The organism is Pseudomonas sp. Pseusp49, assembly GCF_059491875.1.
The window spans coordinates 772,579-798,693 of record NZ_CP168514.1; the positions used below are offsets into that span (position 1 = coordinate 772,579).

Sequence of the window (26,115 nt, forward strand, 5' to 3'; positions counted from 1 at the left end):
TGCCGCAGGCTGCGATCTTTTCCATTCCAGGGAGACCACCATGAGCGATTTCAACCTCGGGCGCCGTCGTGTCATGCAAGCGGTCGGTGTCGGATTGCTGCTGCCGGGGCTGGCGCCGGCGGTGATCGCTTCGGTCAAGGATCGGCCGCAACTCACCGACGGCGTGCAGTCCGGCGACTTGCTGGGTGACCGGGCGATCATCTGGAGCCGCTGCGACCGCCCCGCACGGATGGTGGTGGAATGGGACACCCGTAGCCTGTTTCCCAACCCTCGGCGATTCGTCTCGCCCCTGGCCGACGCGCGTACCGATTTCACCGCCCGGGTCGAACTTAACGGGCTGCCCGCCGACCAGGCGATTTTCTATCGAGTGCAATTTGAAGACGCTCAGAGTGGCGTTGCCAGCGAGCCCTGGTTCGGTCACTTGCGCAGCGTGCCGCAGACCCGGCGCGACATCCGTTTTGTCTGGAGCGGCGACTCCGCCGGCCAGGGCTTCGGCATCAACCCGGACTTTGGCGGCATGCGCATCTACGAGGCGATGCGCCGGCGGCTGCCGGACTTCTTTATCCACAGCGGCGACATCATTTATGCCGATATCCCGATCCGGGCGCAGCTCACCACAGAAAGCGGCCGGGTATGGCGCAACATCACCACCGAGGCCAAGAGCAAAAGCGCCGAGACCCTCGATGAGTTCCGTGGTAATTACCGCTACAACCTTATGGACGAAAACATCCGTCGCTTCAACGCCGAGGTCCCGCAGATCTGGCAGTGGGACGACCACGAAGTGGTGGACAACTGGTCGCCCGGCAAGCAGCTGGGTGCGCGTTACCAGAGCAAAGATATCCACAGCCTGGTGGACCGCGCACGCCAGGCCTGGCTCGAATACGCGCCGATGCGCTGGCAGAGCGCCGATGGCGGCGGGCGCATCTATCGCAAGCTCGGTTACGGGCCCATGCTCGATGTGTTCGTGGTGGACATGCGCAGTTATCGCGGGGCCAATGACGACAATCTGGGCGAGGCCAAGCCATTCCTCGGTCGCGAGCAACTGGACTGGCTCAAGCGCGAAATGCAGGCCTCGAATGCGCAATGGAAAGTGATCGCCGCCGACATGCCCATCGGCCTCGGCGAAGGGGACGGCGAAGTCAGACCCGGTGTCACGCGGTGGGACGCGGTGGCCAACGGTGACCCCGGCCCGGCCCAGGGACGCGAACTGGAAATCGCCGAATTGCTCGGTTTTCTGCGGGCGCAGCAGGTGCGCAATTTCCTGTTCCTGACTGCGGATGTGCATTACTGCGCGGCCCATCATTACCATCCGGATCGGGCGGCGTTTCAGGATTTCGAACCGTTCTGGGAGTTCGTCGCCGGGCCTTTGAATGCCGGCAGCTACGGACCGAATCCGCTGGATAAAACCTTTGGTCCTGAAGCGGTGTTCGAAAAGGCTCCACCGGCGCAGAACCTCTCGCCGTTTGCCGGGTTTCAGTTTTTTGGCGAGGTGAACATCGATGGGCAGAGCGGGGAGTTGAGCGTGGTGTTGCGCGATCTGGATGGCGAGTCGGTGTTCGAGCAGAAGTTGCAGCCGGTTTGATCGGCACTGAACCCATGTGGGAGCGGGCTTGCTCGCGAAAGCGGAGTGTCAGCACAGATGATTTCGACTGACACGACGCCTTCGCGAGCAAGCCCGCTCCCACATGGGGATGTGGTGAATCAGTACACGTCGCGGCGGTAGCGGCCCTGTTCGATCAGGCGCTCCACTGCGGCGGCGCCCAGCACCTCGTTGAGTACCTGGTCCACACCCGAAGCCATGCCTTGAAGGCTGCCGCAGATGTAGATCACCGCACCGTCCGCCAGCCACTGCTTCAGTTCGGCCGCCGATTCGCGCAGGCGATCCTGTACGTAGATCTTTTCGGCCTGATCACGTGAAAACGCCAGGTCCAGTCGCGCCAGGTCGCCATTGATCAGCCACTCCTCCAGCTCCTTTCGGCACAGGTAGTCGTGCTCGCGATTGCGCTCGCCAAACAGCAGCCAGTGACGTTGCTGGCCGTCGGCAATCCGTGCCTTGAGCAGGCTGCGCAACCCGGCCAGCCCCGTGCCATTGCCCAGCAGGATCATCGGCACCGGTTGGGCTGGCAGGTGGAAACCACTGTTGCGCCGCACGCGCAGGCTGATGGAACTGCCCACAGGGGCGTGTTCGGTCAACCAGCCGGAACCGACGCCGAGGTTGCCATCGGCATGCACTTCCTGGCGCACGATCAGTTCCAGCACACCATCGGCCGGAATCGACGCAATGGAGTACTCGCGCATGGCCAGCGGCACGAGGGCTTCTGCCAACGCCTGCGCATGCAGGCCGACCAGATGGGCGCGGTTCTGCGGCAACTGGCGGCTGGCCAGGGCCTGTTCGAGGGTTTCCTGCAGGCCGTTGAGTTGCACCTTGGTCTCACCGTGAATCCCCAGGCCATCGAGGAAATGCTCGATCGCCCATGGGCAATTGCGCGGCAAGACTTCCACCAGGTCACCGGCCAGCCAGCTGCTGGTGGTGGGTGGCTTGAGCCCCAGCAAGTACACCGGGGAACCGCTGCTGTCCGGGTTGAGCAACTCGCGATGGGTCAGGGTCCAGTTGTCGTAGCTCGGCGCTTGCCAGGTGTCCACCGGTGCGTGGCCGGTCAGCAGGCCCAGTTGCTGTTGCCAGTGGCGCAAGGCGTAAGGATCGCCGCTGTCGACTTCCACCGGGGCGAACAAGGTCGTGCCGCCGTGTTCGCCGAGCCAGGTGTGCAGGCGTTTGGCGAATCCGCAGAAGTGTTGATATTGCCGGTCGCCGAGGCCGAGGACTGCATAGTTCAGGCGCTCCAGGCTCGGCGTGCGGCCCAGTACCTTGCGTTCGAAACCCCGGGCGCTGTCCGGCGCTTCGCCATCACCGAAGGTACTGACGACGAACAGCGCGTTGTTCGAGTCCTGCAAATCCCGTTCGCTGACGTCCGCCAGCGGTTGCACCTTCACCGGCAGGCCCGCGGCCTGCAATTGCCCGGCGGTCTGCCAGGCCAGTTGTTCGGCGAACCCGCTCTGGCTGGCGAAGCCGATCAGCCAGGCCGGTGCATCATCAGCTGGTGTCACGAGGCCTTGGCGAGCGTCCTTGATCTGGCGTTTTTTGCGGCGACGATCCAGGTACAGCATCCAGCCGGTGACGAAGAACAGCGGCATGCTCAGCGCAGTGAGGGTCAGGATGATGCGCCCGACGATGCCGAAGTAACTGCCGACGTGCAGCGCATAGATACTGGTCAGTAGTTGCGCCTTGAGGCTCTTGTCGCTGTAGCGGTCAACGCGCTTGACCACGCCGGTGGCCGGGTCGAGGGTGATCTGGTTCAACGCCCGGTCGTGAGGCGAAGTTTTCAGCAGGAAATAAACGGTCGCAGGCTGACCGGCCACTGGCGGCATGCGCACGTTATAGGAGCTGAGTTGCGGGCCGGCCGCGCTGTAGATGCTGCTCCACATCGCCGCGTAATCGGCCGTCGGTGCCGGACCTTGCGGCGCAGGGCCACGTCCGCCACGAACGCGTTCGTTCTGCGGTGAGTCGGAGAGCAACCGGGTCAGGCCCTTGTTGTACCACTCGTAGGACCAGGACAACCCGGTCAGCGCTGCCAGGAGGTAAAACACCAGGCACCAGGTGCCGGCCACCGAGTGCAGGTCCCAGTTGAAGCTGCGACCCTTTTTCTTCCAGTCCAGGGTCAGCCAGGCGCGCCAGCTTCTCCACTGGCGCGGCCAGCGCAGGTACAGGCCGGACAGGCAGAAGAACACCAGGATCAAGGTGCACGCGCCGGTGATCTGCCGACCTGTGTCGCCCATGGCGAGGAAGCGGTGCAGTTGCAGCATCAGGCCAAAGAAACCCTGGCCGGAGGCATCGCCGAGGAACTCGGCGGTGTACGGATCGAAGTAGCGCATCTCGCCACGGCGTTCGCCCGGCGGCGGCGTGAACCACACTTTGGCGGCGTTGCCGCTGTCGGTTTCCACGGTGAGCATCGAGACTTTTTTGCCCGACGCGGCTTCGATGTGCTCCACCAGTTCGGCAGGCGGCAACACGCCGGCGACCTGTTTTTCGACCTGCAACACAGAAGGGTTGAGTGTGCTCAGGATTTCATCCTGAAACGACACCATCGCCCCGGTGATGCCCATCAGGGCCAGGACCAGCCCGGCGCTGATGCCGAAAAACCAGTGCAACTGGAACAGGGTTTTCTTCAACACGTCGCTCGCCTTGTTCGTTCAAATTGATTCAGCACGGCGCGCATTATGCCGTGGGGTTGTCGAGAAGCATTCTTTTTTACGCACAAAGGCCCCGTTCACCTGGATGAACGGGGCCTGCGCCAGTGCCTCCGTAGGAGCTGCCGCAGGCTGCGATCTTTTGATCTGTTGTCGATTTTGGATGCGCAAAAATCAAGATCAAAAGATCGCAGCCTGCGGCAGCTCCTACAGGAGCCGTCGATCAGAAGTGGAAGTTAGTGCTCAGCAAAGCGGTGCGCCCGGCCGCCTGGTTGGCGAAGTGAGTCGAGAACGCCTTGTCGTAGTAGGTTTCATCGGTCAGGTTCTGCACGTTCAGTTGCAGGTCGACGTTTTTGCTCAGCTTGTAGGCTGCCATTGCGTCGTAACGAACGTAGGAGTCAACCATGGTGGTGTTGGCTACGTTGCCGAACACGTCATCGACATAGAACGCACCGCCGCCGATGGTCAGCTTCGGCGTGACCTGATAAGTCGTCCACAGGCTGGCGCTGTTTTTCGGCGTGTTAGGCAGCTCGTTGCCATCGTTGGCTTTGTTGGCCGGCAGGTCGCCGCCATCGACTTGCTCGCTGTCCATGTAGGCGTACCCGGCGAACACTTGCCATTTGTCGGTGAGCTTGCCGCTGGCCGACAGTTCGATACCTTGAACGCGGGTTTTGCCGACGTTCTCATAAGTGGTGGTGTTGGTCTGCACACGAGCGTTGTCTTTTTCGGTGCGGAAGATATCGGCGGTCACGGACAGGCGATCGTTCAACAGGTCCCACTTGGTACCGATTTCGTAGTTCTTGGTGGTTTCCGGCTCCATGTCGCTTTTCAGCAGGTTGCCGTTGCGATCCGGCGTGCCACCCAACGGGTTGCCTTCCGAACCTTCGCCCAGGGTGTTACCCGGTGGCGTGGCGGACGTCGCGTAGGACGCATAGATGCTGCCGTTTTCCGCTGGTTTGTACACCACGCCGAACTGACCGGTGACGAATTCGCTGGTGTCATCGCCCTTGGACGTGGTCACGCTGGAACCGTTGAAGGTTTTGTAGCTGGTGTCGAAATGGTCGTAGCGCAGGCCCATGTTCACCAACCACTGCTCGGACAACGTCAGGGTGTCGAACACATACAGTGCGTAGGTGTCGGCCTTGGTGTCGGTGCCGGCGTAGTTACGCGAGATGGCACCGTTCCACGGATCATTCGGGTTCGGGTTGGACAGCGAGGTGCAGTTGTAGCCACTTGGCGCGCCGATCAGGGCCGGCGAGCAGTTGGTGGTTACCGCGGCTGTTCCCGGGGTGGTGTCGGTGTTGACGTTGTACGAGGATTTTTCGTTTTCCTCATGGGTGTACTCGACACCGGTGGAGAAGCTGTTCTTGAACCCGGCGATGTAGACATCACCAAACAGGTCGGTCTGGTTGGTGGTGGTTTCGGTGTTACTCACGCGGGTGTTGGCGCGACGCCAGACGCTGCCATTGTTGACGTTGCCTTTACTGTCATCCGGCTGGGTCAGGATGTAGTCCTGCATGCTGGTACCGTGACGCAGGGTGTTCTTGATGGTCAGCGCGTCGCTCAGGTCGTGCTCGATGGCGAAGGTCGCCGTATCGACACGGGTCTTGCGGAAGTCGCGGTCGTTCAGGCCATAGAAGTTGCTGCTGTCGCCGCCGTCATTCGGCTTGTCCGGATTGGCTTTGGTACGCGCAGCCGAGCCACCGGCCGGGATCGAATACGGAATGCCCGAATCCGGCGTGTCGTTGCTTTCCAGGTGGTAGTAGTCGAGGTTGACGCGAGTTTCCGTACCCAGGCCGAAGGCCAGGGACGGTGCAACACCCCAGCGGTCGTAGTTGACGCTGTCACGCCCGGCGACGTTGCTCTCGTGGCTCAGCAGGTTCAGACGGCCAGCGGCGGTGTCGGTGAACTGGTAGTTGCCGTCGAAGGTGTAGCGCTGGGTCTGGTCGGAACCCCAGGTGAAACCACCGTCGAGCGAATCGCCCAGGTGCGCTTTCTTGCTCACCAGGTTGATGCTGCCGCCGGCTGCGCCACGGCCGCCGATCGCGGAGTTCGGGCCTTTGCTGACTTCAATCGATTCAACGGCGAAGATCTCGCGGCTCTGGGAACCGGTATCGCGCACGCCGTCCAGATAGGTGTCACCCTGGGCGTCGAAGCCACGGATGAACGGACGGTCGCCTTGCGGGTTGCCGCCTTCACCGGCACCGAAGGTGATGCCTGGAACCGTGCGCAGCGCGTCCTGCAGGTTGAGCGAACCGGTGTCTTTTAAGACTTGTTGCGGAACAACGGTCACCGAGCGCGGCGTGTCGATCAGCGGCGCGGTGTACTTGGGCGAGGAGGCTTTCTCTACGTTGTAGGTTGTCTCGTCCTGGGCTTCGCCGGTGATGGCGGTGGCGCCCAGCGAAATCACATTGTCCGGTGTTTTCCCGTCGGTTTTTTCCGCCGCGAAAACCATGTGGCCCGCAGAGCCGGCAGTAATCGCCATGCCGATGGCCGATGCGAGCAGGCGTGGTGAACTGACCGGTACTTGTGGTTGCTGACGCGACATTTGAATTCCCCTCCCCAAGGATTTGAGGCCGCGGAATATAGGGTAAATAGGTATTCGTAACAATTGCGAAACATTACTATTCGCACTGAATTTACAATCTTTACAATTTAACCTTACGGTTTCTGCTGACTCATTCGTCAGATGTGTTTTACACAGGCAATAAGAATCAATACCATTGGCACCCCTTTGTATTCAGGTGTCTTGTCATGCTGCTGCACATTCCCGGCCTGTTCGAGAAAGACGAGGTGCAGCGCATTCGCGAGGCTCTGGAACAGGCCGATTGGGCCGATGGCAAGATCACCGCCGGCTTCCAGTCGGCCAAGGCCAAGCACAATTTGCAACTGCCGGAAGGCCACCCGTTGGCCAAGGAGATCGGCGCGGCGATGCTGGAGCGGCTGTGGAAAAATCCGCTGTTCATGTCGGCTGCACTGCCGCACAAAGTCTTTCCTCCGCTGGTGAACTGTTACACCGCCGGTGGCAGTTTCGATTTCCATATCGACAACGCGGTGCGTCAGCCCAAAGGCAGCATCGAGCGGGTGCGCACGGATTTGTCCGCCACGCTGTTCTTCAGCGAACCCGAGGACTACGACGGCGGCGAGCTGGAAATCCAGGACACCTTCGGCACCCAGCGAGTGAAGCTGCCCGCCGGCGACATGGTGCTGTACCCCGGCACCAGCCTGCACAAGGTCAACGCGGTGACACGCGGAACGCGACTCGCCTCGTTTTTCTGGACGCAAAGCCTGGTGCGCGAAGACAGTCAGCGCGCCCTGTTGTTCGAGATGGACGGGGCCATCCAGCAACTGACCCGCGATGTCCCTGATCATCCATCGCTGATCCGCCTGACCGGCGCCTATCACAATCTGTTGCGTCGCTGGGTCGAGGTGTAAGTGGCGGATTTTCGTTTACGCCGCGAGGAAATGCTCGATGGCGAGCGCCTGCGCTCCATGCTTGACGAAAGTCCGGCCCGCGCAGCCCAGGCCATCCTGATCGCCGCACGTGAAGGTGAAGTCGAGGCCCAGGCCTTGCTCGGGCAGATTCTGCTCGACGGCCATGGAATCGCGCAGGACCAACCGCTGGCGTTGCGCTGGTTTGGCATCGCTGCGCGCCAGGGGCACCTGATGTCACGCAATATGCTCGGCCGTTGTCATGAGCATGGTTGGGGTTGTGTTGCCGACGCCTCGATTGCGGCGCGGCATTACCGGATTGCAGCGCAGGGTGGGCTGGATTGGGCGATGTACAACCTCGCCAATCTGTTGGCCACCGGGCGCGGTGTGGCCGAAGATCAGGCATTGGCGCTGGGCTGGTACCGGCGTGCGACGGACCTCGGCCATGCGAAGTCGATGAACCTGCTGGGGCGCTATCTGGAGGAGGGCCGATTTTGCCGGGCCGATCCGGATGCCGCTTTCGAGTGGTATAGACGTTCTGCGGAGGGCGGGGATTTTCGCGGGCAGTTCAGTTATGCGGCGGTTCTGGCGCAGGGCGGGAAAGTCGAAGAGGCCTTGGTCTGGCTTCATCGGGCATTGGAGGCTGGCAGCCTGAACTTCCTGCGGGTGAGCGGCCAGGCACTGCTGCAGGCTTCCCACCCCGATCTGCGGGCATTGGCCTCGCGCTTTCAGCAGCGTGCCGAACAATTGCAAAATCAGGCGCAGGGGGCCTAGATACCGAGAACTGCAGCAGTCATCGCCGCGAGCGAAATGGCGTTGTGGTTGCCTTCGCTCGCGCTGATCAGGATGCGACCCGGTTTAGCTTTTCCATTCCTGGCGAAGATTCTTCATATGTTTGATGAAGATGTTCGACTGTTCGATGAATCGTTTAACAACCGCACTGAAATCGTCGGTAGCGTCATGTTCATTAATCTCCAGGAATTTATCAATGGCGTCGGCGAGGGTGTTTATCTCATTCGTGTAAGCCTCTCTCGGGGTTTGCACGGAGTCGAATTCCACCAACTGACTTTTTCGATCCTGCAAGATCTTTACATCCTGTTTGATACCGATCAGGTTTCGACGACGATCATCGAGGCGCGCCTGAATCTGGCGCCGGGCTTCAATCAGGTGGTCATATTTGATTCTGTCACTGATTAAGTTGAGAATCTTGCCGGCGGCGGCAATGCCAGTCTTGACGAGTTCAACTTGAGGGGCGGAGAGATTAAGCCCTGCAAGTTTTTCCGCCGTGAGAAACAGCTCCTTGATCAGTGAGAAGGTGTCCGTTGCTTCAATGAGTTTAATGGCACCGTTCAGCTCTGATTCTTCAGTTGTCAGTTTCTCAATGTCGCTTTCCAGTTCTGCTATATGCGGGCTGATGTTGGCGATGGAATCTTCCAGTTCCTTGATGCGGTATTGATTGTCGCTGAGGGTCACTGCTTTGAAGTTCGCCAGATTGTTGTTCAGCGTTGTTGAGTGTTTTAGGGCTTCGGACGTGCCGATTTTAATTGACGAATTTATCTCTTCGTAAAAACTGTCTATGGCCTCCTGTTGGTCGGGGGTGGAGGGCTCGAGTTTCATCTTCTCGATGATGGTGTGAAAACGTTGAATTTCGCCAATGGGTAATGCGTTAGGCAGCAGAGTCAGGGTGCTAAGTGCTTGCTTGTCGATGGCTTTCAATTCCTCCTCTAACGATGCCAATTGCTCCCCGAGTACCGGTAGATAGACAGTGCTCAATGTGCGGATTTTATAGTGGATCTCATCCCTGTTTTGCTTGATTTTCTTCATGTCGGGAGAGGGGTATTGAAATTGCGAGCCGAGAGTATGTAGGGTCATGATTTTTCCGTTTTTAAAGAATAAATTTCGGGTTTGGCATGGGAGCACAAGCCGGGATGTCAGGAGTCGCTTGTGGCATTGTTGAAGGCAGTCAGTAAATCGCCCGCCTGCTTTTTTATCGCTGACCAGTTATCCATCATCGTGGTTAGCCTGGAGACAAAAGACACCAGGTACATGGCATTGGTAATGCCATCCAGTCTTTTGCTCGAGGATTCGATATAAGCTTGTATCAACTGCCAGAGGCTTTCGAGGTTGGATGAACTGCCAGCAGCATCTTCAATCCTGAGGTGCAGGTCCTGGAGACTGGTTTCGAATGCCAGCAACGACGCGAGGACCGTATTGGTGGTTGCGATCTCTGATTCGATTTCGCGTCGTTTGGTTGTTAGCTGCTCCAGTTCGTTACGGGCCTTGTTGGCTTTGGCTCCATATATTGTAGAAGAAACGAGAAAGCCAAATACGCCACCGATAACACCCCACCATTTGTTTTTGGAATATTCTCCGATTTCTGCGAGTTTTTGGTCGATACGGTCATTGTGAAGTTTCAGATCATCATTGAGTTGTTCTATCTTTTTATCGAAACTATGGCTGTTGCACAGGGCTACTTTTAACCCCAGTTTCGACTTCAGTGCATCGATTTCCAATTTGAATTCGCTGATCTGGTCTTTGGTGGTCTTTGTGCTTGCGCTGTGTTCGGTAATAACGGTTTTAAGCTCTTCAACCAACTCCAGTAGTGCCGGGATTTTTTGCTTTTCACCTTCAGTCAATCGGATTTCCGGAAGATTGTCGATTTCCTCCGGACTCAGGTCACCGACTTTTCCGGTTCCGCTAATGTAACTGGGAAGGCCCTCCAGATACTTAATAATGGATTGGCTATTTGAAGTGAAATTGTCGGCAAACACATGAAGGTCCGAGCCGACTTTCTTCATGTTGGATTCCAGTGGTGACCAAGAGGCCGCATGGCTTCTCATGGGCAGGAACAGGATTTGCATATCGGCAGATTTGAGTCCCGTAATACTCACTTGGTCGAACTTGTATATCTGTTCTATTTCATTAGTTTCGATAGGGAGTTTAAGCCCGGCATTGACGTAGCGTTTGATTTTTCTGATGTCGTCATTTGTGATCAATAATCCTTTTTCACGCTCGACACCCTCGAGAGTGCCGGAAACGGCCCCCATGAAATCCGATGTCAATGAATTGAGTTGTTCTGCGGTAATGACCTGTTCTTCAGTGGCTAACATGAAAATCCCTTTTATGTTATCGCGTCATGGAGGCGCTTGTTGTCGTCACTGAAAAGTAATGGTGGCTGTGGTTAAAGTTAAGTTGTGAAGGGTTTCAGTGTGTGTCTGATGATGGAGGTAAATTGGCGATTTACTGTTTCTGCGGGATAAGGTTCGACGTTCCGATATCGAAACTTAATGTGTTGAGAGTTGGCGCTGAGTCCGTTTGAGACGGTGAAAATAAAAAAGGCCTGTGATTACTCACAGGCCTTTTTTATATAACGGGCGGGATTTATACGTAGAACGACTTCAGCGGCGGGAAACCATTGAACTCAACAGCGCTGTAACTGGTGGTGTACGCACCGGTCGACAGCCAGTACAGGCGATCACCGATGGCCAGGTTCAACGGCAGGCCGTACTTGTAGTTTTCGTACATGATGTCAGCGCTGTCGCAGGTAGGGCCGGCGATGACCACTTCTTCCATCTCGCCCTTTTTCTCGGTCCAGATCGGGAACTTGATGGCTTCGTCCATGGTTTCGATCAGGCCGGAGAACTTGCCCACGTCCGTGTACACCCAACGCTCGACCGCGGTACGGGATTTACGTGCGACCAGCACCACTTCGCTGACCAGGATGCCGGCGTTGGCGATCAGCGAACGACCCGGTTCCAGGATGATTTCCGGCAGGTCATCACCGAAGTCTTCCTTGAGGAAGCGGATGATTTCTTCTGCGTAGGTTTCCAGGCTGTTGGTGCGGGTGATGTAGTTGGCCGGGAAGCCGCCGCCCATGTTGATCAGCTTCAGGTGGATGCCGTCTTCTTCTTTCAGGCGCTCGAAGATCACTTTGACCTTGGCGATCGCCGCGTCCCAGACGCTGATGTCGCGCTGCTGCGAGCCGACGTGGAACGAAATGCCGTAAGGCACCAGGCCCAGGTCGCGAGCGAGGATCAACAGGTCCATGGCCATGTCGGTCTGGCAGCCGAATTTGCGCGACAAAGGCCAGTCGGCGGTGGTCGAGCCTTCGGTCAGGATGCGCACGTAGACTTTCGAACCCGGGGCGGCCTTGGCGATGTTGCGCAGGTCGGCTTCGGAGTCGGTGGCAAACAGGCGCACGCCCTTCTCGTAGAAGTAGCGGATGTCCTTGGATTTCTTGATGGTGTTGCCGTAGCTGATGTGGTCGGCGCTGACGCCACGGCCCAGCACTTTGTCCAGCTCATAGATCGAGGCGATGTCGAAGCTCGAGCCTTTCTCTTTGAGCAGGTCGATGATCTCGACGGCCGGGTTGGCCTTGACCGCGTAGTAGACCTTGGCGAATTCGAAACCGGCGCGCAGGTCGTCATAGGCCTGGGCGATCATCGCGGTGTCGATCACCACGAACGGGGTTTCCTGTTTGTCGGCGAACGCCTTCATTTTCTGAAAGGTTTCACGCGCGAAATAGTCTTCGACCTGGATCGACATGCTGGGAACTCCTACTGGCAAACTAAAATTATCAATGGGTGCGAGGGTGTGTCATCAATGAATTCGCGAGTGCGTTGCGCCTGAGCGCGTGCCAGGCAAGGCGCAGGCCGCCGCTAATGGTCATTCCCTTCGCAAGGCTTGCAACGCAGCATGGCGCGCGCTCAGGCACAACCCGAAGGGCCGGGCCTGCTTTTGCGCAGGGCTGCGTTGCTCGTCCCTTATTTGGAACAACCAAACTGCGGTCCTCGCGCCTTGCCCTGCGCAAAAGCAGGCTCCGGCGCACTCGTGAATTCATTGATGACACACCCTCCTGAACGTCCTCCGTATCCCCACTTTGGTTCGCCTACTTCCCAAGGCATGTCGCCGAAAGCAAAAAGGCCATGGGAAGTGCAGCTTTCCCTTGGCCTTGCTGTCTCGTCGTCAGTACTTGAGCCGGATGGATCGTTTCCAGCATGGACGTTCGGCGCGAACTTTAGGGCGTGAGGGGCCTGAGATCAACAAAAAATGTCGCGTTTTTGCACTCTTCTGACGCGCGTTGCGGGCATCACTCTTTGTAACCGACTCAGATGACAGTCGGATGTTCCCGAAGAATTGCGAAGTGTTAAAAATACCTGCACGTTCGATGCTGTTGTGCGCCAAGTCATAGATAAGTGTGATGGCGTCAACATCGGCGACGTTAGGGGCGAGAGAGTGGTCTGAGGGGGATTTTGGATGATGCAGCGGGCGCTTTTGCAGGACTGTTGAATACCGTGATGTTGATATTTTTTTCCAGCCTTTGAAACCGTAAAAAATCTGTGGCGAGAGAGCTTGCTCCCGCTGGACTGCGCAGCAGTCCCCGCTCTTTTTTGAAAAGAGGGGCCGCTTCGCGACTCAGCGGGAGCAAGCTCCCTCGCCACAAGTTCGGTTTTGACTATTTATTGATCAGGCGACTACTGCCTCGGCCGGCGAGACGATATTGGTTTTCATTCCCCGCGAACGTCCCGAACTCAGGTAGGCCGCAATCGACTCCTGCGTCACCTCACCCAAAAACACCCGCTCGGCATCCATCACCGGCAACCATGAACGATTGAACTCGTACATGCGCGACAGCAGGATACGTAAATGCTCGTCGTACGCCGCCGTGGCGTTGAACTCGCGTTGGTACTGCGCGCAGGTGCCAGTCTGACGGTGCAAGTCGCGACGTCTTACGTAACCCAGGGCCTTGTTCTCTGTGCAGGTCACCACCACGTAGCGACGGTCATGCTCGTCCATCAATTCCAGCGCCTCGGCCACCGGGGTTTGCGGGCTGACGGAGGGCGCGTTGTCCGCCGCGTCTTCGGCTTTCACCAGCAGCAGGCGCTTGAGCGTGCTGTCCTGGCCGACGAAGTTGCTGACAAACTCATCCGCCGGGTGCGCGAGCAAGGTGTCCGGGTGATCGATCTGCAAAAGCTTGCCGGCGCGGAAGATCGCGATCTTGTCGCCGAGTTTGATCGCCTCGTCGATGTCATGGCTGACCATGATCACGGTCTTGTTCAATGCCCGCTGCATCTCGAAGAATTCGTTCTGGATCATCTCGCGGTTGATCGGGTCGACCGCGCCGAACGGTTCGTCCATCAACAGTAATGGCGCATCTGCCGCCAGGGCGCGAATCACGCCGATCCGTTGTTGCTGGCCACCGGACAACTCCCGTGGATAGCGATGCAAGTACTGCTTGGGTTCGAGCTTGATCATGCTCATCAACTCGCGGGCGCGGTCGTGGCATTTCTGTTTGTCCCAACCGAGCAGTTTCGGCACGACCACGATGTTTTCTTCGATGGTCATGTTCGGGAACAGGCCGATCTGCTGGATCACGTAGCCGATGTTGCGGCGCAGCGTCACTTCGTCGAGGCCGGTGGTGTCTTCGCCGTTGATCAGGATCTTGCCCGAGGTGGGATTGATCAGGCGGTTGATCATCTTCAGCGTGGTGCTTTTGCCGCAACCCGATGGCCCGAGAAATACGCAGATTTCGCCTTCATTGACGGTCAGGCTCACCGAGTCCACGGCTTTCACGTCCTTGCCGTTGCTTTGGAAGGTCTTGCTGAGGTTTTGAAGTTCGATCATTTCAGGAGTCCTTTTGGAGTCAGCGAGCGTTGCAGTACTTGCAGGATCAGGTCAGCGATGATCGCCAGCACACTGACCAGCACGGCGCCGACGATCAGCATCGACATATCGCTGCGGCTGATGGAAGCGAGGATGAGTACACCGAGGCCACCGGCACCGATGGTGGCGGCGATGGTCATGACGCCGATGTTCATGACCACGGCGGTGCGCACGCCGGCAAGGATCACTGGCACGGCGATGGGCAGCTCAACCATGCGCAGGCGCTGGCCGAACGTCATGCCGATGCCTCGCGCTGCTTCGCGGATGCCCGGTTCGACGCTGGTCAGGGCCAGGTAGGTGTTACGCATGATCGGTAGCAGTGAATAGAGAAACACTGCGGTGATCGCCGGCATCGGGCCGAGGCCCTGGCCGAATTTGGAGTAGAACGGCAACAACAGGCCGAACAGGGCAATCGACGGTACTGTCAGCAGCACCGTGGCACTGGCCTGCAAGGGCCCGGCGAGACTCGGGAAACGCGTCATCAGGATGCCCAGTGGCACGCCGACCAGAATCGCCAGGGTCACGGCGATGCCGACCAGCGTGATGTGTTGCCCGGTCAGATGCATCACCTGCTGCCAGTCGAGATGGGAAAAGGCGTTCAAGAATTCCATGACTTCTCCTTCTCAGTTCAATGGATGCTGGCGCAGGAAATCGGCGGCCACGGCTGAAGGACTCTGGTGATCGACATCCACCCGCGCGTTGAGCTCGCGCATGGTGTTGTCGTCGAACAGTTCCGCCAGTGGCTTGAGCTGTGCGGCCAGTTGCGGATGCGCATCGAGATAGGCCTGACGCACCACGGGCGCGGCGGTGTAGTCGGGGAAGTAGTGCTTGTCGTCTTCGAGCAATTTCAGCTTGAAGGCATTGAGGCGACCATCAGTGGTGTAGACCAGGCCGGCAAACACCTGGCCATTGCGCAGCGCGGTATAGACCAGCCCGGCATCCATCTGCCGGATGTTGTTGCGGGTCAGGTTCATGTCGTACAGCTGGACCATGCCGCCCAGGCCGTCGGATCTATTGGCGAACTCGGTGTCCAAAGCCACCAGATGATTGCTCTTCGCTTCGTCCTGCAATACCGCGTTCAGTTCGCTGATGGTGTTGATCTGCGGGTATTCATCGGCAACGTTCTTCGGCAGGGCGAGGGCGTAGGTATTGCTGAATTTCGACGGAGTGAGCCAGACCAGGCCTTTTTTCGCATCGAGTTCTTTCACCCGGGCGTAGGACTGTTCGCTGTCGAGTTTTTCCGTCACATGGTTGTAGGCCACCAGCGACACACCGGTGTATTCCCAGAGCATGTCCAGTTGACCGCTTTCGTGGGCGCTGCGGGCGAGGTTGCTGCCGAGACCGCCGGTCACTTGCACGTCGTAACCCTTGGCGCGCAGGTATTGCGCGGTGATTTCCGCCAGCAGGGTCTGTTCGGTGAATACCCGTGCGCCGATGCGGATCAAGGGTTTTTCCGCGGCTTGGGCAAATCCTGCGCACAGCAGAACGCAGCCTAGTAAAAAGCTTGTTGTTTTCATGAGAGTTCCTTTACCGAGGCTTAAGACGGGCGCAGGCCGCGTTCGAGCCAGAGGCGACTGCCCAGTGTGACCATGCCGTCCAGCAACAGGGCCAGCAACGCGGTGCAGGCGGCACCGAGCAGCAACTGCGACTGATTGTTCAGGGCAATGCCGGGGAATATCAGGCTGCCAAGACTGTTGGCACCGATCAGGAACGCCAGCGGCGCCGTCCCGACGTTGATCGCCAACGCCACGCGCACGCCACCGATGATGATCGGCACGGCATTCGGCAGCTCGACTTTCCACAGCACTTGGCGCGGGGTCATGCCGATGCCGACGGCGGCTTCCTTGAGCGAGCCCTGAACGTTTTTCAAACCCTCATAAGTGTTGCGCACGATAGGCAGCAAGGAGGCGAGGAACAGGGCGAAGATGGCCGGGCCGCTGCCGATGCCGAGGATGCCCAGGGCAATGGCCAGGACGGCCAGGGGCGGAACGGTGTTGCCAATGTTGAAGAACTGCATGAAGCGTTCAGCGCGACCGACCATCGACGGGCGGCTGAGCAAGATACCGGCGGGGAGGCCCACGACAAGGGCGGCCAGCATGGAAGCGAGGACGAGAATCAGATGAGCTTGCAGGTAAAACAGCAAATCGTCGCGGTAGTGTTCGATCGTGTTGATGCCGATCCATTGGATCAGCAGGGCCAGAAGGGCGATTACCAACGCGCCTCCCATCAGCCCTTTGCCATAGCGGATAGCCACAGGCGGACTCCTTTTTTCAGTCGGCGAACACATTTTCGTGTGGCAATGCCTTGCTTGGCTGCCGAAAAAATGATCGCGAGAAGCAGCTCGTACAGACCGGTAAAACGGCATGCAATCGAGCCATGAGCACAGCCTCGTCAGGCCGAATCGCAGGTGTTTCAGGCCCCCGACGAGTGGTCGTTACGGGGGAGTGGACGTCTCCGTGCTTTAAAAGGTTCCCACATTAAATGCCATGTGGCCACCTGTAGGAGCTGCCGAAGGCTGCGATCTTTTGGCGTTTTCAATGACGCCGAAGATCAAAAGATCGCAGCCTTCGGCAGCTCCTACAGGGGGATCGGGGTGTATGGACGGTGGTCCGTCGATCACTTTTTAAGCTATACTCGCCGCCCTTTTTTGAATCACCTGCCAGGCGATTTCCCATGACCAAACAGGCCGCCGAAGTCGCGAAACGCCGCACTTTCGCCATTATTTCCCACCCCGATGCCGGTAAGACCACCATCACCGAGAAACTCTTGCTGATGGGCAAGGCGATCGCGGTAGCCGGTACGGTGAAATCTCGTAAATCCGACCGCCATGCCACCTCCGACTGGATGGAAATGGAAAAGCAGCGTGGTATTTCCATTACCACGTCGGTCATGCAGTTCCCGTATCGTGAGCACATGATCAACCTGCTCGACACCCCGGGCCACGAAGACTTCTCCGAAGATACCTACCGCACCCTGACTGCGGTGGACTCGGCATTGATGGTCCTCGACGGCGGTAAAGGTGTAGAGCCACGGACCATCGCCCTGATGGACGTCTGCCGTCTGCGTGACACGCCGATCGTCAGCTTCATCAACAAACTCGACCGTGACATCCGCGACCCGATCGAACTGCTCGACGAAATCGAAGCCGTCCTCAAGATCAAGGCCGCGCCGATCACCTGGCCGATCGGTTGCTACCGTGACTTCAAAGGCGTGTATCACCTCGCCGACGACTACATCATCGTGTACACCGCCGGACACGGCCATGAGCGCACCGAAACCAAGATCATCGAGAAGCTCGACTCCGATGAAGCTCGTGCGCACCTGGGTGACGAGTACGAGCGTTTCCTCGAACAGCTTGAGCTGGTGCAGGGCGCCTGCCACGAGTTCAACCAGCAGGAATTCCTCGACGGCCAGTTGACCCCGGTGTTCTTCGGTACGGCGCTGGGCAACTTCGGTGTCGACCATGTCCTCGACGCCGTGGTTGATTGGGCTCCGCGCCCGCTGGCCCGGGTGGCCAACGAGCGCACCGTGGAGCCGGTGGAAGAGAAGTTCTCGGGCTTCATCTTCAAGATCCAGGCGAACATGGACCCGAAACACCGCGACCGCATCGCCTTCATGCGTATTTGCTCCGGCAAGTACGAAAAAGGCATGAAGATGCGCCATGTGCGCACCGGCAAGGACGTGCGGATCGGCGACGCGCTGACTTTCTTCTCCTCCGAGCGTGAGCAACTGGAAGAGGCCTTTGCCGGCGACATCATCGGCCTGCACAACCACGGTACCATCCAGATCGGCGACACCTTCAGCGAAGGCGAAGTCCTGGGCTTCACCGGCATCCCGCACTTCGCCCCGGAACTGTTCCGCCGCGTGCGCCTGAAGGATCCGCTGAAATCCAAGCAATTGCGCCAGGGCTTGCAGCAGCTGGCCGAAGAAGGCGCGACCCAGGTGTTCTTCCCGGAACGCAGTAACGACATCATCCTCGGCGCCGTCGGTGTGCTGCAGTTCGATGTGGTCGCCAGCCGTTTGAAAGAGGAATACAAGGTCGAGTGCTCCTACGAGCCGATCACTGTTTATTCCGCGCGCTGGATCGAATGCAGCGACAAGAAGAAGCTTGAGGAATTCTCCAACAAGGCTGTGGAAAACCTGGCACTGGACGGCGGCGGTCACCTGACCTACCTCGCGCCTACGCGGGTCAACCTGGCACTGATGGAAGAGCGTTGGCCGGACGTGAAATTCCGTGCGACCCGCGAGCATCACTAAGCGCTCAATGGCGACACCCGAAAGCCCGCTGTGAAAACAGCGGGCTTTTTTTTGCTGTTCTGTGGGAGCAGCCGGTCGACGCTCGATTGCTCGCGATGGACTTTAACGATGACGCGTAAACTGGATAAACGTGGCGCACTTGAGCCCATCGCCAGCAAGCTGGCTCTTACAGTTTCCCGGGATTGCGTGATGAACCTTTTTTTGGATTGATTTTGCGCTGGAGGCGATTGCGTAGGTCTTTTCCTTCGCGTTTGTAGCCTGCCTCTGTTTTTTCCCTATGGGGAGATTTGCCCGCGACAAGTCAGTCGTTGGCGTTTAGTGTCCGAGACACATTTCGCAATCAGCGGCCATCTTGATGATCAAGGGAATGACGCATCGGCTGACTCATCTGCTTAGGCTGGACGGCTATTTCGGCGTGATGGCCTGGGTTCTCGCGGCGCTGTTGTTCATCAATCGATTGAGCAGCATGGTCAAGTTGTTCATGGCGCTGTACCTGCGTCAGGAACTGGGGCTGGCGATTGAAACCGTTGGCTGGCTGTTGTCAGCCTATGGCGCTGGATTGCTGATCGGCTCGATGCTCGGTGGTTTGCTCAGTGACCATGTGCGCACGGCACGGCTCACCGCGGCGCTGTTCTTTGTGTCGATGTGGGTGCTGATCCTGCTCGGGCTGGTCACGCAGGTGCCGTTGCTGGCCGGGCTGCTGTTGCTCAGCGGGGCCGTCGACGGGGCGATCCGTACGCTGCATCAGCGGCTGATCATGGAGTATTGCGAGGTTGCGCAGCGTTCTCGGGCACAGGCCTTGAGCCGGGTAGCCCGGAACCTCGGAATGGCCGTTGCCGGGGTGGCAGGCGGCGTTTTGGCGCAGACCGATTTTCGCTGGGTGTTCTTCGCCAGCGCAGCCATGACCCTGCTGGCCTTGCTCTGGTTTGTCCGCACGACATGGCGCCGACCGGTACTGGTGCCTGATGAAAGGCCTGATACCGGCTCAGGCACATGCGTGCCGTATCGCGACAAACCCTTTCTCTGGTTATTGGCGACGACGGTCTTGCTCGGGATGGCATTCGACACGGTCTACAGCACGCTGGGTAACTACCTGCGTGACTACTATCGCCTGGGCACCGAAGCGATCGGCTGGCAGTTCGCATTGAATGCCGTATTGGTGGTGTCGTTACAGATTCCGTTGACCCATTGGGGCGAACGCTGGGGTACGCGTCGCCAACTGGTGGCGGGCAGTCTGTTGCTGGCCTGTGGGCTCGGTATGTTGCCGTTGGGTTCCGGGCTGCTCTATGCCTGTCTGTCGACGGTGGTCTGGACATTGGGCGAGGCGCTGTTCATGCCGCCACTGAATGCACGGGTCATGCAGCATGCGCAACGTGGAAAAAGCGGGCAGTACTTTGGCGTGTTTTTCATGAGCTGGAGTGCGAGTGCACTGTTGTCGCCCATGCTTGGCGGTCAGTTGTACGGTCACTTTGGCGGGCACAGTGTGTGGCTGGCCAGTGCGGCACTGGCGCTGCTGTCCATACCCATGATTTATCAGGCCACCTGTCCTCGCGCTCCAGACAAGCTTGAGGGGCAACCTGGCCGAACGGTTTCGCTTAGTTGATCCGGCTATTGGGTATATTTGAAACCGGTCTTTCTGCCGAGTGCATTTCTGCTCGCTCGTCAGCGTCCAATCTGGAGAACCCGGCTGATCGGAACTAGATTTCACTCAGCGCCAGACAGGCACTCCACGAAAGGAAGGAATCGGCTATGAACAGGTTGTTTCGCGTTTTACTGCTGGTGAAGGTGTTGGTAATGCTATCGCTCGGGACGTCGACGGCGTGGGCCGAGTGCATCGATCACGGGGAACAGGCTTCGAGCGGGCAAGCGGGATACGCGGGGTTGATGCTCGCCAAATCCGAATCGGAACCGGGAGATCAGGGGCAGGGTGGTGCTGACAACGACGATGACTCGACCACCGACGAGCCGGACTCCGATGAAGAAGAGGGCGATAGCCAGACGTAATCGCTCGATGGCGAGCGGTAGAAGGGGTTGGGTTAAAACGCCGCCCCTGTGGGAGCGGGCTTGCTCGCGAAAGCAGTCTGTCAGTCGATATTGATACCGACTGGCATGACGCCTTCGCGAGCAAGCCCGCTCCCACTGTTTTTATGCCGCGCCGTCGAGAACGGGATCAGGCCTGAAGCCCGTAGACGACCGGGCCGCGATTCCCCATTTCGATGAAAGCCTCGCCGCCAACGATAATGCGAGCACCGCTCTGGACCTTCACATCCCACGGCAATCCTCCTGAAGGACCGAAAGAAACCCACCCGGACCCAGTCCCGCCGAAGCGGGTGTCATAGTCTCCATTGGGCAACAACCTGCCAGCGATGATATGGAGTGCCCGGTTGTTACCGACCACGACAATCTTGCCATCCGGCTGCTGGGCCAGGGATCGCCAGACTGTTTCAGGACCGGTGTTGGTGAGTACAGGAAGCCCGCCATTCCACTCCTTATCGGGGTGACCGTCCGCGGTAAACCTCATCGCCATGCCCATGCTCTCCTTGAGACCGCCGGCGCATACCAGCTTGCCATCAGCCTGCAGAATGAGTTGACTCATTTTGAGTGAGCCATCGGTTGTTGCCAGGAAAGTAAAACCATCGACACCAAATTGGCTATCGATCTGCCCCAGCAGATCATAACGTGCAAGAACGAGCTGACCGGATGTGGTGGTTCCGCCAACAACGATTTTTCCGTCTTGAATCACAACACTGCAAAGCCGGATGAAGTCGCCCCCGGTTTCGATCTCGACAAAACCGCTTTTGCCGAAACCGGTATCGAGTTCGCCATTATTGTGCAGGCGAGCCAGCAGTGACCCTTCGGACTCACTGATGAAATAGCTGAACGCCACAAGTATTTTTCCATCACCCTGCAGGCAACCGTCGATCAATGCCACTTGGGAATAATCATGCTGTGCTACAGGAACGACGACACTGCCGAAGTCCAGGTCAGGGCTGCCGTTGGCATGAAAGCGTCTCAGTGCTGCCCGGCCAATACCGTCGGGTTCTCGGGTATCTCCGATTACCAGGATCTTGCGATCCTCTTGCAGTAGCAAACGCGACGGACTTGCCTTTTTACCGCTGACGAATTGCCACTCACTGGTGTTCCCGTCTTTGCCAAACGCCTTGTCCTTGATACCGTCAGAATCGGTGCGGTACAGAGTGAAACCCTCTCCCTGCCGAGTGGCGTAGGTCAGGGAGCCTTCAGCCGACAACACAACGGCCCTGACCGAGCCCGCCAGAAAGTCAGGTCTGATCTGTCCAAAAACACCAAATGCCGGGTCTAGTTGACCAGCGTTTTCGTCTGTTGCTTGAATTTTCATGATGCTTGCACCTGTCCCTGTAGTTTGAATGTTTCCGGGTCTACGCCTTGTGTCACGTGACACAAGACTCTCCGACAGGATTCAAACAAAGCAGCTGGGCGTGCGTAACTGTCAGAAATGGCCGTGCGCTTGTGCAAACAAAAGAAAACCCCTCCTCCGTCGATTGATGCGCAATCGCAAGAGAAGGGGTTTGCCTGATTCAAGCGCGCCCCAATGACTGAGGCGCTTTTTTACGCCGCGCCGTCGAGGAATTGCTCGGCGTAGTGGCAGGCCACCTGGCGATTGTCGAGCAGGCGCAGGGCCGGCTCTTCAGTGCTGCAACGCGCAGTGGCATACGGGCAGCGCTTGTGGAAGGCGCAGCCCGGTGGCGGGTTCAGCGGGTTAGGCAACTCGCCGACGATCTTGATTTTCGGCTTGTCCGGATCCGGGTGGATGGCGGGCGTCGCCGACAACAGTGCCTGGGTGTAGGGGTGCAGGGGACGGGAGTAGATGTCCTCTTTCGTGCCCATTTCCACCGGGCGACCCAGGTACATCACCATCACATGGTCGGCCACGTGGCGAACCACCGCCAGGTTGTGGGAGATGAACACGTAGGCGGTGTTGAACTCTTGCTGCAGATCCATGAACAGGTTGAGCACCTGTGCCTGAATCGACACGTCCAGCGCCGAGGTCGGTTCGTCTGCCACCAGCACTTTGGGTTGCAGCATCATCGCCCGGGCCAGGGCGATCCGCTGGCGCTGACCGCCGGAGAACATGTGCGGATAACGCTGGTAGTGCTCGGGACGCAAGCCCACCTGCTTCATCATCGCCTGGACTTTCTCACGACGTTCCGCAGCGCTCAGGTTGGTGTTGATCAACAGTGGCTCGGCCAGCTGATCACCGACTTTCTGCCGAGGGTTCAACGAGGCGTACGGGCTCTGGAACACCATCTGCACGTCTTTGCGCAGTTGCTTGCGCTGGGCCTTGTCGGCGCCTGCCACTTCCTGGCCGGCGATTTTCAAGGAACCCGAGGACGGCTCTTCGATCAGGGTCAGGGCACGGGCCAGGGTGGATTTGCCGCAACCGGATTCACCGACGACAGCGAGGGTCTTGCCGGCTTCCAGTTCGAACGACACGCCGTTGAGGGCGCGCACGGTGGCGTGACCCTTGAACAGGCCTCGGGACACCTCGTAATGACGGGTCAGGTCGCGGGCGGTAAGAACGACGGCCATTACGCCACCTCCTGGTTCAGCGGGTAGAAGCAGCGAGCGAGGCTGTTGCTTTTCTGGTCAAGGGCCGGACGTTGTTGACGGCAGTTGTCTTTCACGTACGGGCAGCGTGGCGACAGCAGGCAACCCTGCGGACGGTCGTAGCGACCGGGAACGATGCCCGGCAGGGTCGACAGGCGCGAGGCACCCAGGCTGTGTTCCGGAATCGCCTTGAGCAGCGCTTCGCTGTACGGGTGGGCCGGAATGTCGAACAGTTGTGGCACCTGACCGACTTCGACCGCCTGGCCGGCGTACATCACGCACACGCGCTGGGCGGTTTCGGCCACGACCGCGAGGTCGTGGGTGATCAGCACCAGGCCCATGTTCTGCTCTTTCTGCAGCGCCAGCAGCAGGTCCATGATCTGCGCCTGAATCGTCACGTCGAGTGCCGTGGTCGGTTCGTCGGCGATCAGCAGTTTCGGTTCGCCGGCAATCGCCATGGCAATCGCGACACGCTGGCTCATACCGCCGGACAGTTGATGCGGGTAGGCGTCCATACGGCTGGCGGCGCCCGGGATTTCAACTTTTTCCAGCAGTTCGATGGCACGCTTGCGGGCCGCCTTGCCGGACATTTTCAGGTGCAGGCGCAGCACTTCTTCGATCTGGAAACCGACGGTGTAGCTCGGGTTCAGCGCGGTCATCGGATCCTGGAAGACCATGGACAGGTCTTTGCCGACGATCTGCCGACGCTGGCGATTGTTCAGCTTGAGCATGTCCTTGCCGTCAAAGCTGAGCGAGTCGGCGGTAACGATGCCGGGGTGCTCGATCAGGCCCATCAGCGCCATCATGGTCACGGACTTGCCGGAACCGGACTCGCCAACGATGGCCAGCACTTCGCCCTTGTCCACTTTCAGGTCGAGGCCGTCGACGACTGGCGTGGCGTTCTTGTCGCCGAAGCGAACGTTGAGATTCTTGATTTCTAACAGTGACATGGGAATCTCCTCAGGCGGCGTTCTTGAGTTTCGGGTCCAGCGCGTCGCGCAGGCCGTCACCCATCAAGTTGATTGCCAGCACGCTGAGCAAAATGGTCAAACCAGGCAGGCTCACCACCCACCAGGCGCGTTCGATGTAGTCGCGGGCCGAAGCCAGCATGGTGCCCCACTCAGGGGTTGGCGGTTGTACGCCAAGGCCGAGGAAGCCCAGTGCGGCGGCATCGAGGATCGCCGAAGAGAAACTCAGGGTGGCCTGAACGATCAGCGGCGCCATGCAGTTGGGCAGCACTGTGACGAACATCAGGCGTGGCAGGCCGGCACCGGCCAGGCGCGCAGCGGTCACGTAGTCGCGGTTCAGTTCGCCCATCACCGCGGCGCGGGTCAGACGAACGTAGGACGGCAGGGACACCACGGCGATGGCGATCACGGTGTTGATCAGGCCAGGGCCGAGGATGGCGACGATCGCCACGGCCAGCAGCAGGGACGGCAGGGCCAGCATGATGTCCATCAGGCGCATGATGGTCGGGCCGAGCACGCGCGGGAAGAACCCGGCGAACAGACCCAGCAGGATCCCCGGGATCAGCGACATCACCACCGACGACAAGCCGATCAGCAGCGACAGGCGCGAGCCGGTAATCAGGCGCGACAGCAGGTCGCGACCCAGTTCATCGGTACCGAGCAGGAACTGCAGTTGCCCACCTTCCAGCCAGGCCGGCGGGGTCAGCAGGAAATCGCGGTACTGCTCGCTTGGGTTGTGGGGGGCGACCCACGGGGCGAAGATGGCGCAGAAAATCACCAGCAGCATGAACATCAGGCCGGCGACGGCGCCTTTGTTCTTGGAGAACGCTTGCCAGAATTCTTTGTACGGAGACGGGTACAGCAGGCTTTGATCGACTGCTACCGATGGAATTGGAGTGGTCATGGTCATGATCTCAGCGCTGATGACGGATGCGTGGGTTGGCAAAGCCGTAGAGGATGTCCACTACGAAGTTGACCAGAATCACCAGGCAGGCGATTAACAGGATGCCGTTTTGCACGACGGGATAGTCTCGGGCGCCAATGGCTTCGATCAGCCATTTGCCGATGCCGGGCCACGAGAAGATGGTTTCGGTCAGGACCGCACCGGCCAGCAGGGTGCCGACTTGCAGGCCGACCACGGTCAGTACCGGAATCAGCGCGTTACGCAGGCCGTGCACGAACACCACGCGCGACGGCGACAGGCCCTTCGCCTTGGCGGTGCGGATGTAGTCTTCACGCAGTACTTCGAGCATCGAGGAGCGGGTCATCCGCGCGATCACCGCCAGCGGGATGGTCCCCAGCACGATGGCCGGCAGGATCAGGTGGTGCAGGGCGTCGAAGAAGGCGTCCGGCTCGTTGGCCAGCAGCGTATCGATCAGCATGAAGCCGGTGCGTGGCTCGATGTCGTAGAGCAGGTCGATCCGTCCGGATACCGGGGTCCAGCCCAGGCTCACCGAGAAGAACATGATCAGGATCAGGCCCCACCAGAAGATCGGCATCGAGTATCCCGCCAGGGAGACACCCATCACCCCATGGTCGAACAGGGACCCTCGCTTGAGTGCCGCGATCACCCCGGCCAGAAGGCCCAGGATGCCGGCGAACAACAGGGCGGCCATGGACAGCTCCAGGGTCGCGGGGAACAGGGAAGTGAATTCGTTCCAGACGCTTTCACGGGTACGCAGGGATTCCCCGAGGTCGCCGTGGGCCAGTTTGCCGATGTAATCCAGGTACTGGGCATACAGGGGTTTGTTCAGACCTAGGCGTTCCATTGCCTGAGCGTGCATTTCCGGGTCGACTCTGCGTTCGCCCATCATGACTTCCACGGGGTCGCCAGGGATCATGCGAATCAACGCGAATGTCAGCAAGGTGATGCCGAAAAACGTGGGGATCAGTAACCCCAGTCGGCGGGCAATAAAACTAAACATCGTAAGGTGTACCTCATCAGCCGGTTAGGCGTGCCCGG

At 58.9% G+C, this 26,115-nt stretch carries 20 protein-coding genes; 6 read left to right on the plus strand and 14 right to left on the minus strand.

The annotated features are described in order from the left end of the window. The first annotated feature begins 40 nt into the window (after positions 1-40). Entirely contained in the window at positions 41-1,582 is a 1,542-nt protein-coding gene (locus ACEN83_RS03315; RefSeq protein ID WP_495579501.1) for an alkaline phosphatase D family protein, read from the plus strand. A 119-nt stretch (positions 1,583-1,701) separates the two neighbouring features. Here the strand turns inward: ACEN83_RS03315 and ACEN83_RS03320 are convergent, their stop codons facing one another. Together ACEN83_RS03320 and ACEN83_RS03325 are read right to left on the minus strand one after the other, a co-directional pair. Further along, positions 1,702-4,230, minus strand: a complete 2,529-nt coding sequence (locus ACEN83_RS03320) for a PepSY domain-containing protein (RefSeq protein WP_495579502.1) — start codon at positions 4,228-4,230, stop codon at positions 1,702-1,704. A 238-nt stretch (positions 4,231-4,468) separates the two neighbouring features. Further along, positions 4,469-6,793: a TonB-dependent receptor gene (locus tag ACEN83_RS03325; protein WP_495579503.1), complete on the minus strand. Its 2,325-nt coding sequence runs from the start codon at positions 6,791-6,793 to the stop codon at positions 4,469-4,471. Between the two features lie 206 nt (positions 6,794-6,999). On the opposite strand from ACEN83_RS03325, the gene ACEN83_RS03330 reads away from it, so the two are divergent. Then, the gene (locus ACEN83_RS03330) at positions 7,000-7,680 is read left to right on the plus strand and encodes a Fe2+-dependent dioxygenase (RefSeq protein ID WP_102674681.1); all 681 of its coding nucleotides are present in this window, start codon (positions 7,000-7,002) and stop codon (positions 7,678-7,680) included. Next, entirely contained in the window at positions 7,681-8,451 is a 771-nt protein-coding gene (locus ACEN83_RS03335) for a tetratricopeptide repeat protein (protein WP_495579504.1), read from the plus strand. Positions 8,452-8,535: 84 nt separating this feature from the next. Here ACEN83_RS03335 and ACEN83_RS03340 read toward each other — a convergent pair whose 3' ends face one another. From ACEN83_RS03340 to ACEN83_RS03370, 7 genes are all read right to left on the minus strand, one after another. Then, positions 8,536-9,549, minus strand: a complete 1,014-nt coding sequence (locus tag ACEN83_RS03340) for an alpha-xenorhabdolysin family binary toxin subunit B (protein ID WP_495579505.1) — start codon at positions 9,547-9,549, stop codon at positions 8,536-8,538. Between the two features lie 59 nt (positions 9,550-9,608). Further along, positions 9,609-10,787 (minus strand): alpha-xenorhabdolysin family binary toxin subunit A, encoded by a 1,179-nt coding sequence (locus ACEN83_RS03345; protein WP_495579506.1) that lies wholly within the window; start codon positions 10,785-10,787, stop codon positions 9,609-9,611. A 271-nt stretch (positions 10,788-11,058) separates the two neighbouring features. Next, positions 11,059-12,222, minus strand: a complete 1,164-nt coding sequence (locus ACEN83_RS03350; protein WP_429384226.1) for a type III PLP-dependent enzyme — start codon at positions 12,220-12,222, stop codon at positions 11,059-11,061. Positions 12,223-13,143: 921 nt separating this feature from the next. Further along, positions 13,144-14,301 carry an osmoprotectant ABC transporter ATP-binding protein OsmV gene (locus ACEN83_RS03355; RefSeq protein ID WP_495579507.1) on the minus strand — a complete coding sequence of 386 codons (1,158 nt, stop codon included), beginning with the start codon at positions 14,299-14,301 and terminating at the stop codon, positions 13,144-13,146. Continuing rightward, the gene (locus tag ACEN83_RS03360) at positions 14,298-14,951 is read right to left on the minus strand and encodes an ABC transporter permease (protein ID WP_104450913.1); all 654 of its coding nucleotides are present in this window, start codon (positions 14,949-14,951) and stop codon (positions 14,298-14,300) included. The genes ACEN83_RS03355 and ACEN83_RS03360 overlap by 4 nt, the downstream gene beginning before the upstream one ends. A gap of 12 nt (positions 14,952-14,963) precedes the next feature. Beyond that, positions 14,964-15,857 (minus strand): glycine betaine ABC transporter substrate-binding protein, encoded by an 894-nt coding sequence (locus ACEN83_RS03365; RefSeq protein WP_495579508.1) that lies wholly within the window; start codon positions 15,855-15,857, stop codon positions 14,964-14,966. Positions 15,858-15,877: 20 nt separating this feature from the next. After that, a complete protein-coding gene (locus ACEN83_RS03370) occupies positions 15,878-16,567 on the minus strand; it encodes an ABC transporter permease (RefSeq protein ID WP_495580841.1) in 690 nt (229 codons plus the stop codon). Positions 16,568-17,013: 446 nt separating this feature from the next. Here ACEN83_RS03370 and ACEN83_RS03375 point away from each other — a divergent pair, with 446 nt between their 5' ends. The 3 genes from ACEN83_RS03375 to ACEN83_RS03385 all read left to right on the plus strand — a co-directional run bounded on the left by ACEN83_RS03375 (position 17,014) and on the right by ACEN83_RS03385 (position 20,601). After that, entirely contained in the window at positions 17,014-18,597 is a 1,584-nt protein-coding gene (locus ACEN83_RS03375; RefSeq protein ID WP_007973058.1) for a peptide chain release factor 3, read from the plus strand. A gap of 367 nt (positions 18,598-18,964) precedes the next feature. Next, positions 18,965-20,200 (plus strand): MFS transporter, encoded by a 1,236-nt coding sequence (locus ACEN83_RS03380; protein WP_495579509.1) that lies wholly within the window; start codon positions 18,965-18,967, stop codon positions 20,198-20,200. A gap of 146 nt (positions 20,201-20,346) precedes the next feature. Then, positions 20,347-20,601 (plus strand): hypothetical protein, encoded by a 255-nt coding sequence (locus tag ACEN83_RS03385; RefSeq protein ID WP_495579510.1) that lies wholly within the window; start codon positions 20,347-20,349, stop codon positions 20,599-20,601. A 166-nt stretch (positions 20,602-20,767) separates the two neighbouring features. Here ACEN83_RS03385 and ACEN83_RS03390 read toward each other — a convergent pair whose 3' ends face one another. The 5 genes from ACEN83_RS03390 to ACEN83_RS03410 all read right to left on the minus strand — a co-directional run bounded on the left by ACEN83_RS03390 (position 20,768) and on the right by ACEN83_RS03410 (position 26,077). Beyond that, positions 20,768-21,955 (minus strand): hypothetical protein, encoded by a 1,188-nt coding sequence (locus ACEN83_RS03390; RefSeq protein ID WP_495579511.1) that lies wholly within the window; start codon positions 21,953-21,955, stop codon positions 20,768-20,770. Positions 21,956-22,185: 230 nt separating this feature from the next. Further along, a complete protein-coding gene (locus tag ACEN83_RS03395; RefSeq protein ID WP_007973052.1) occupies positions 22,186-23,166 on the minus strand; it encodes a peptide ABC transporter ATP-binding protein in 981 nt (326 codons plus the stop codon). Beyond that, the gene (locus tag ACEN83_RS03400; protein WP_007973051.1) at positions 23,166-24,134 is read right to left on the minus strand and encodes an ABC transporter ATP-binding protein; all 969 of its coding nucleotides are present in this window, start codon (positions 24,132-24,134) and stop codon (positions 23,166-23,168) included. The genes ACEN83_RS03395 and ACEN83_RS03400 overlap by 1 nt, the downstream gene beginning before the upstream one ends. Before the next feature lie 10 nt (positions 24,135-24,144). Continuing rightward, positions 24,145-25,056 carry an ABC transporter permease subunit gene (locus ACEN83_RS03405; RefSeq protein WP_007973050.1) on the minus strand — a complete coding sequence of 304 codons (912 nt, stop codon included), beginning with the start codon at positions 25,054-25,056 and terminating at the stop codon, positions 24,145-24,147. A gap of 10 nt (positions 25,057-25,066) precedes the next feature. Beyond that, the gene (locus ACEN83_RS03410) at positions 25,067-26,077 is read right to left on the minus strand and encodes an ABC transporter permease subunit (protein WP_007973049.1); all 1,011 of its coding nucleotides are present in this window, start codon (positions 26,075-26,077) and stop codon (positions 25,067-25,069) included. Positions 26,078-26,115 lie beyond the last annotated feature (38 nt).

Excerpts from the sequence above, each read along its gene's own strand:
- ACEN83_RS03390 (WP_495579511.1), bottom strand. The coding sequence starts at position 21,955 with ATGAAAATTCAAGCAACAGACGAAAACGCTGGTCAACTAGACCCGGCA.
- ACEN83_RS03405 (WP_007973050.1), bottom strand. The coding sequence starts at position 25,056 with ATGACCACTCCAATTCCATCGGTAGCAGTCGATCAAAGCCTGCTGTAC.
- ACEN83_RS03410 (WP_007973049.1), bottom strand. The coding sequence starts at position 26,077 with ATGTTTAGTTTTATTGCCCGCCGACTGGGGTTACTGATCCCCACGTTT.
- ACEN83_RS03400 (WP_007973051.1), bottom strand. The coding sequence starts at position 24,134 with ATGTCACTGTTAGAAATCAAGAATCTCAACGTTCGCTTCGGCGACAAG.
- ACEN83_RS03385 (WP_495579510.1), top strand. The coding sequence starts at position 20,347 with ATGAACAGGTTGTTTCGCGTTTTACTGCTGGTGAAGGTGTTGGTAATG.
- ACEN83_RS03355 (WP_495579507.1), bottom strand. The coding sequence starts at position 14,301 with ATGATCGAACTTCAAAACCTCAGCAAGACCTTCCAAAGCAACGGCAAG.
- ACEN83_RS03365 (WP_495579508.1), bottom strand. The coding sequence starts at position 15,857 with ATGAAAACAACAAGCTTTTTACTAGGCTGCGTTCTGCTGTGCGCAGGA.
- ACEN83_RS03330 (WP_102674681.1), top strand. The coding sequence starts at position 7,000 with ATGCTGCTGCACATTCCCGGCCTGTTCGAGAAAGACGAGGTGCAGCGC.
- ACEN83_RS03340 (WP_495579505.1), bottom strand. The coding sequence starts at position 9,549 with ATGACCCTACATACTCTCGGCTCGCAATTTCAATACCCCTCTCCCGAC.
- ACEN83_RS03395 (WP_007973052.1), bottom strand. The coding sequence starts at position 23,166 with ATGGCCGTCGTTCTTACCGCCCGCGACCTGACCCGTCATTACGAGGTG.
- ACEN83_RS03315 (WP_495579501.1), top strand. The coding sequence starts at position 41 with ATGAGCGATTTCAACCTCGGGCGCCGTCGTGTCATGCAAGCGGTCGGT.
- ACEN83_RS03380 (WP_495579509.1), top strand. The coding sequence starts at position 18,965 with ATGACGCATCGGCTGACTCATCTGCTTAGGCTGGACGGCTATTTCGGC.
- ACEN83_RS03345 (WP_495579506.1), bottom strand. The coding sequence starts at position 10,787 with ATGTTAGCCACTGAAGAACAGGTCATTACCGCAGAACAACTCAATTCA.
- ACEN83_RS03375 (WP_007973058.1), top strand. The coding sequence starts at position 17,014 with ATGACCAAACAGGCCGCCGAAGTCGCGAAACGCCGCACTTTCGCCATT.
- ACEN83_RS03360 (WP_104450913.1), bottom strand. The coding sequence starts at position 14,951 with ATGGAATTCTTGAACGCCTTTTCCCATCTCGACTGGCAGCAGGTGATG.
- ACEN83_RS03325 (WP_495579503.1), bottom strand. The coding sequence starts at position 6,793 with ATGTCGCGTCAGCAACCACAAGTACCGGTCAGTTCACCACGCCTGCTC.
- ACEN83_RS03370 (WP_495580841.1), bottom strand. The coding sequence starts at position 16,567 with ATGGGAGGCGCGTTGGTAATCGCCCTTCTGGCCCTGCTGATCCAATGG.
- ACEN83_RS03350 (WP_429384226.1), bottom strand. The coding sequence starts at position 12,222 with ATGTCGATCCAGGTCGAAGACTATTTCGCGCGTGAAACCTTTCAGAAA.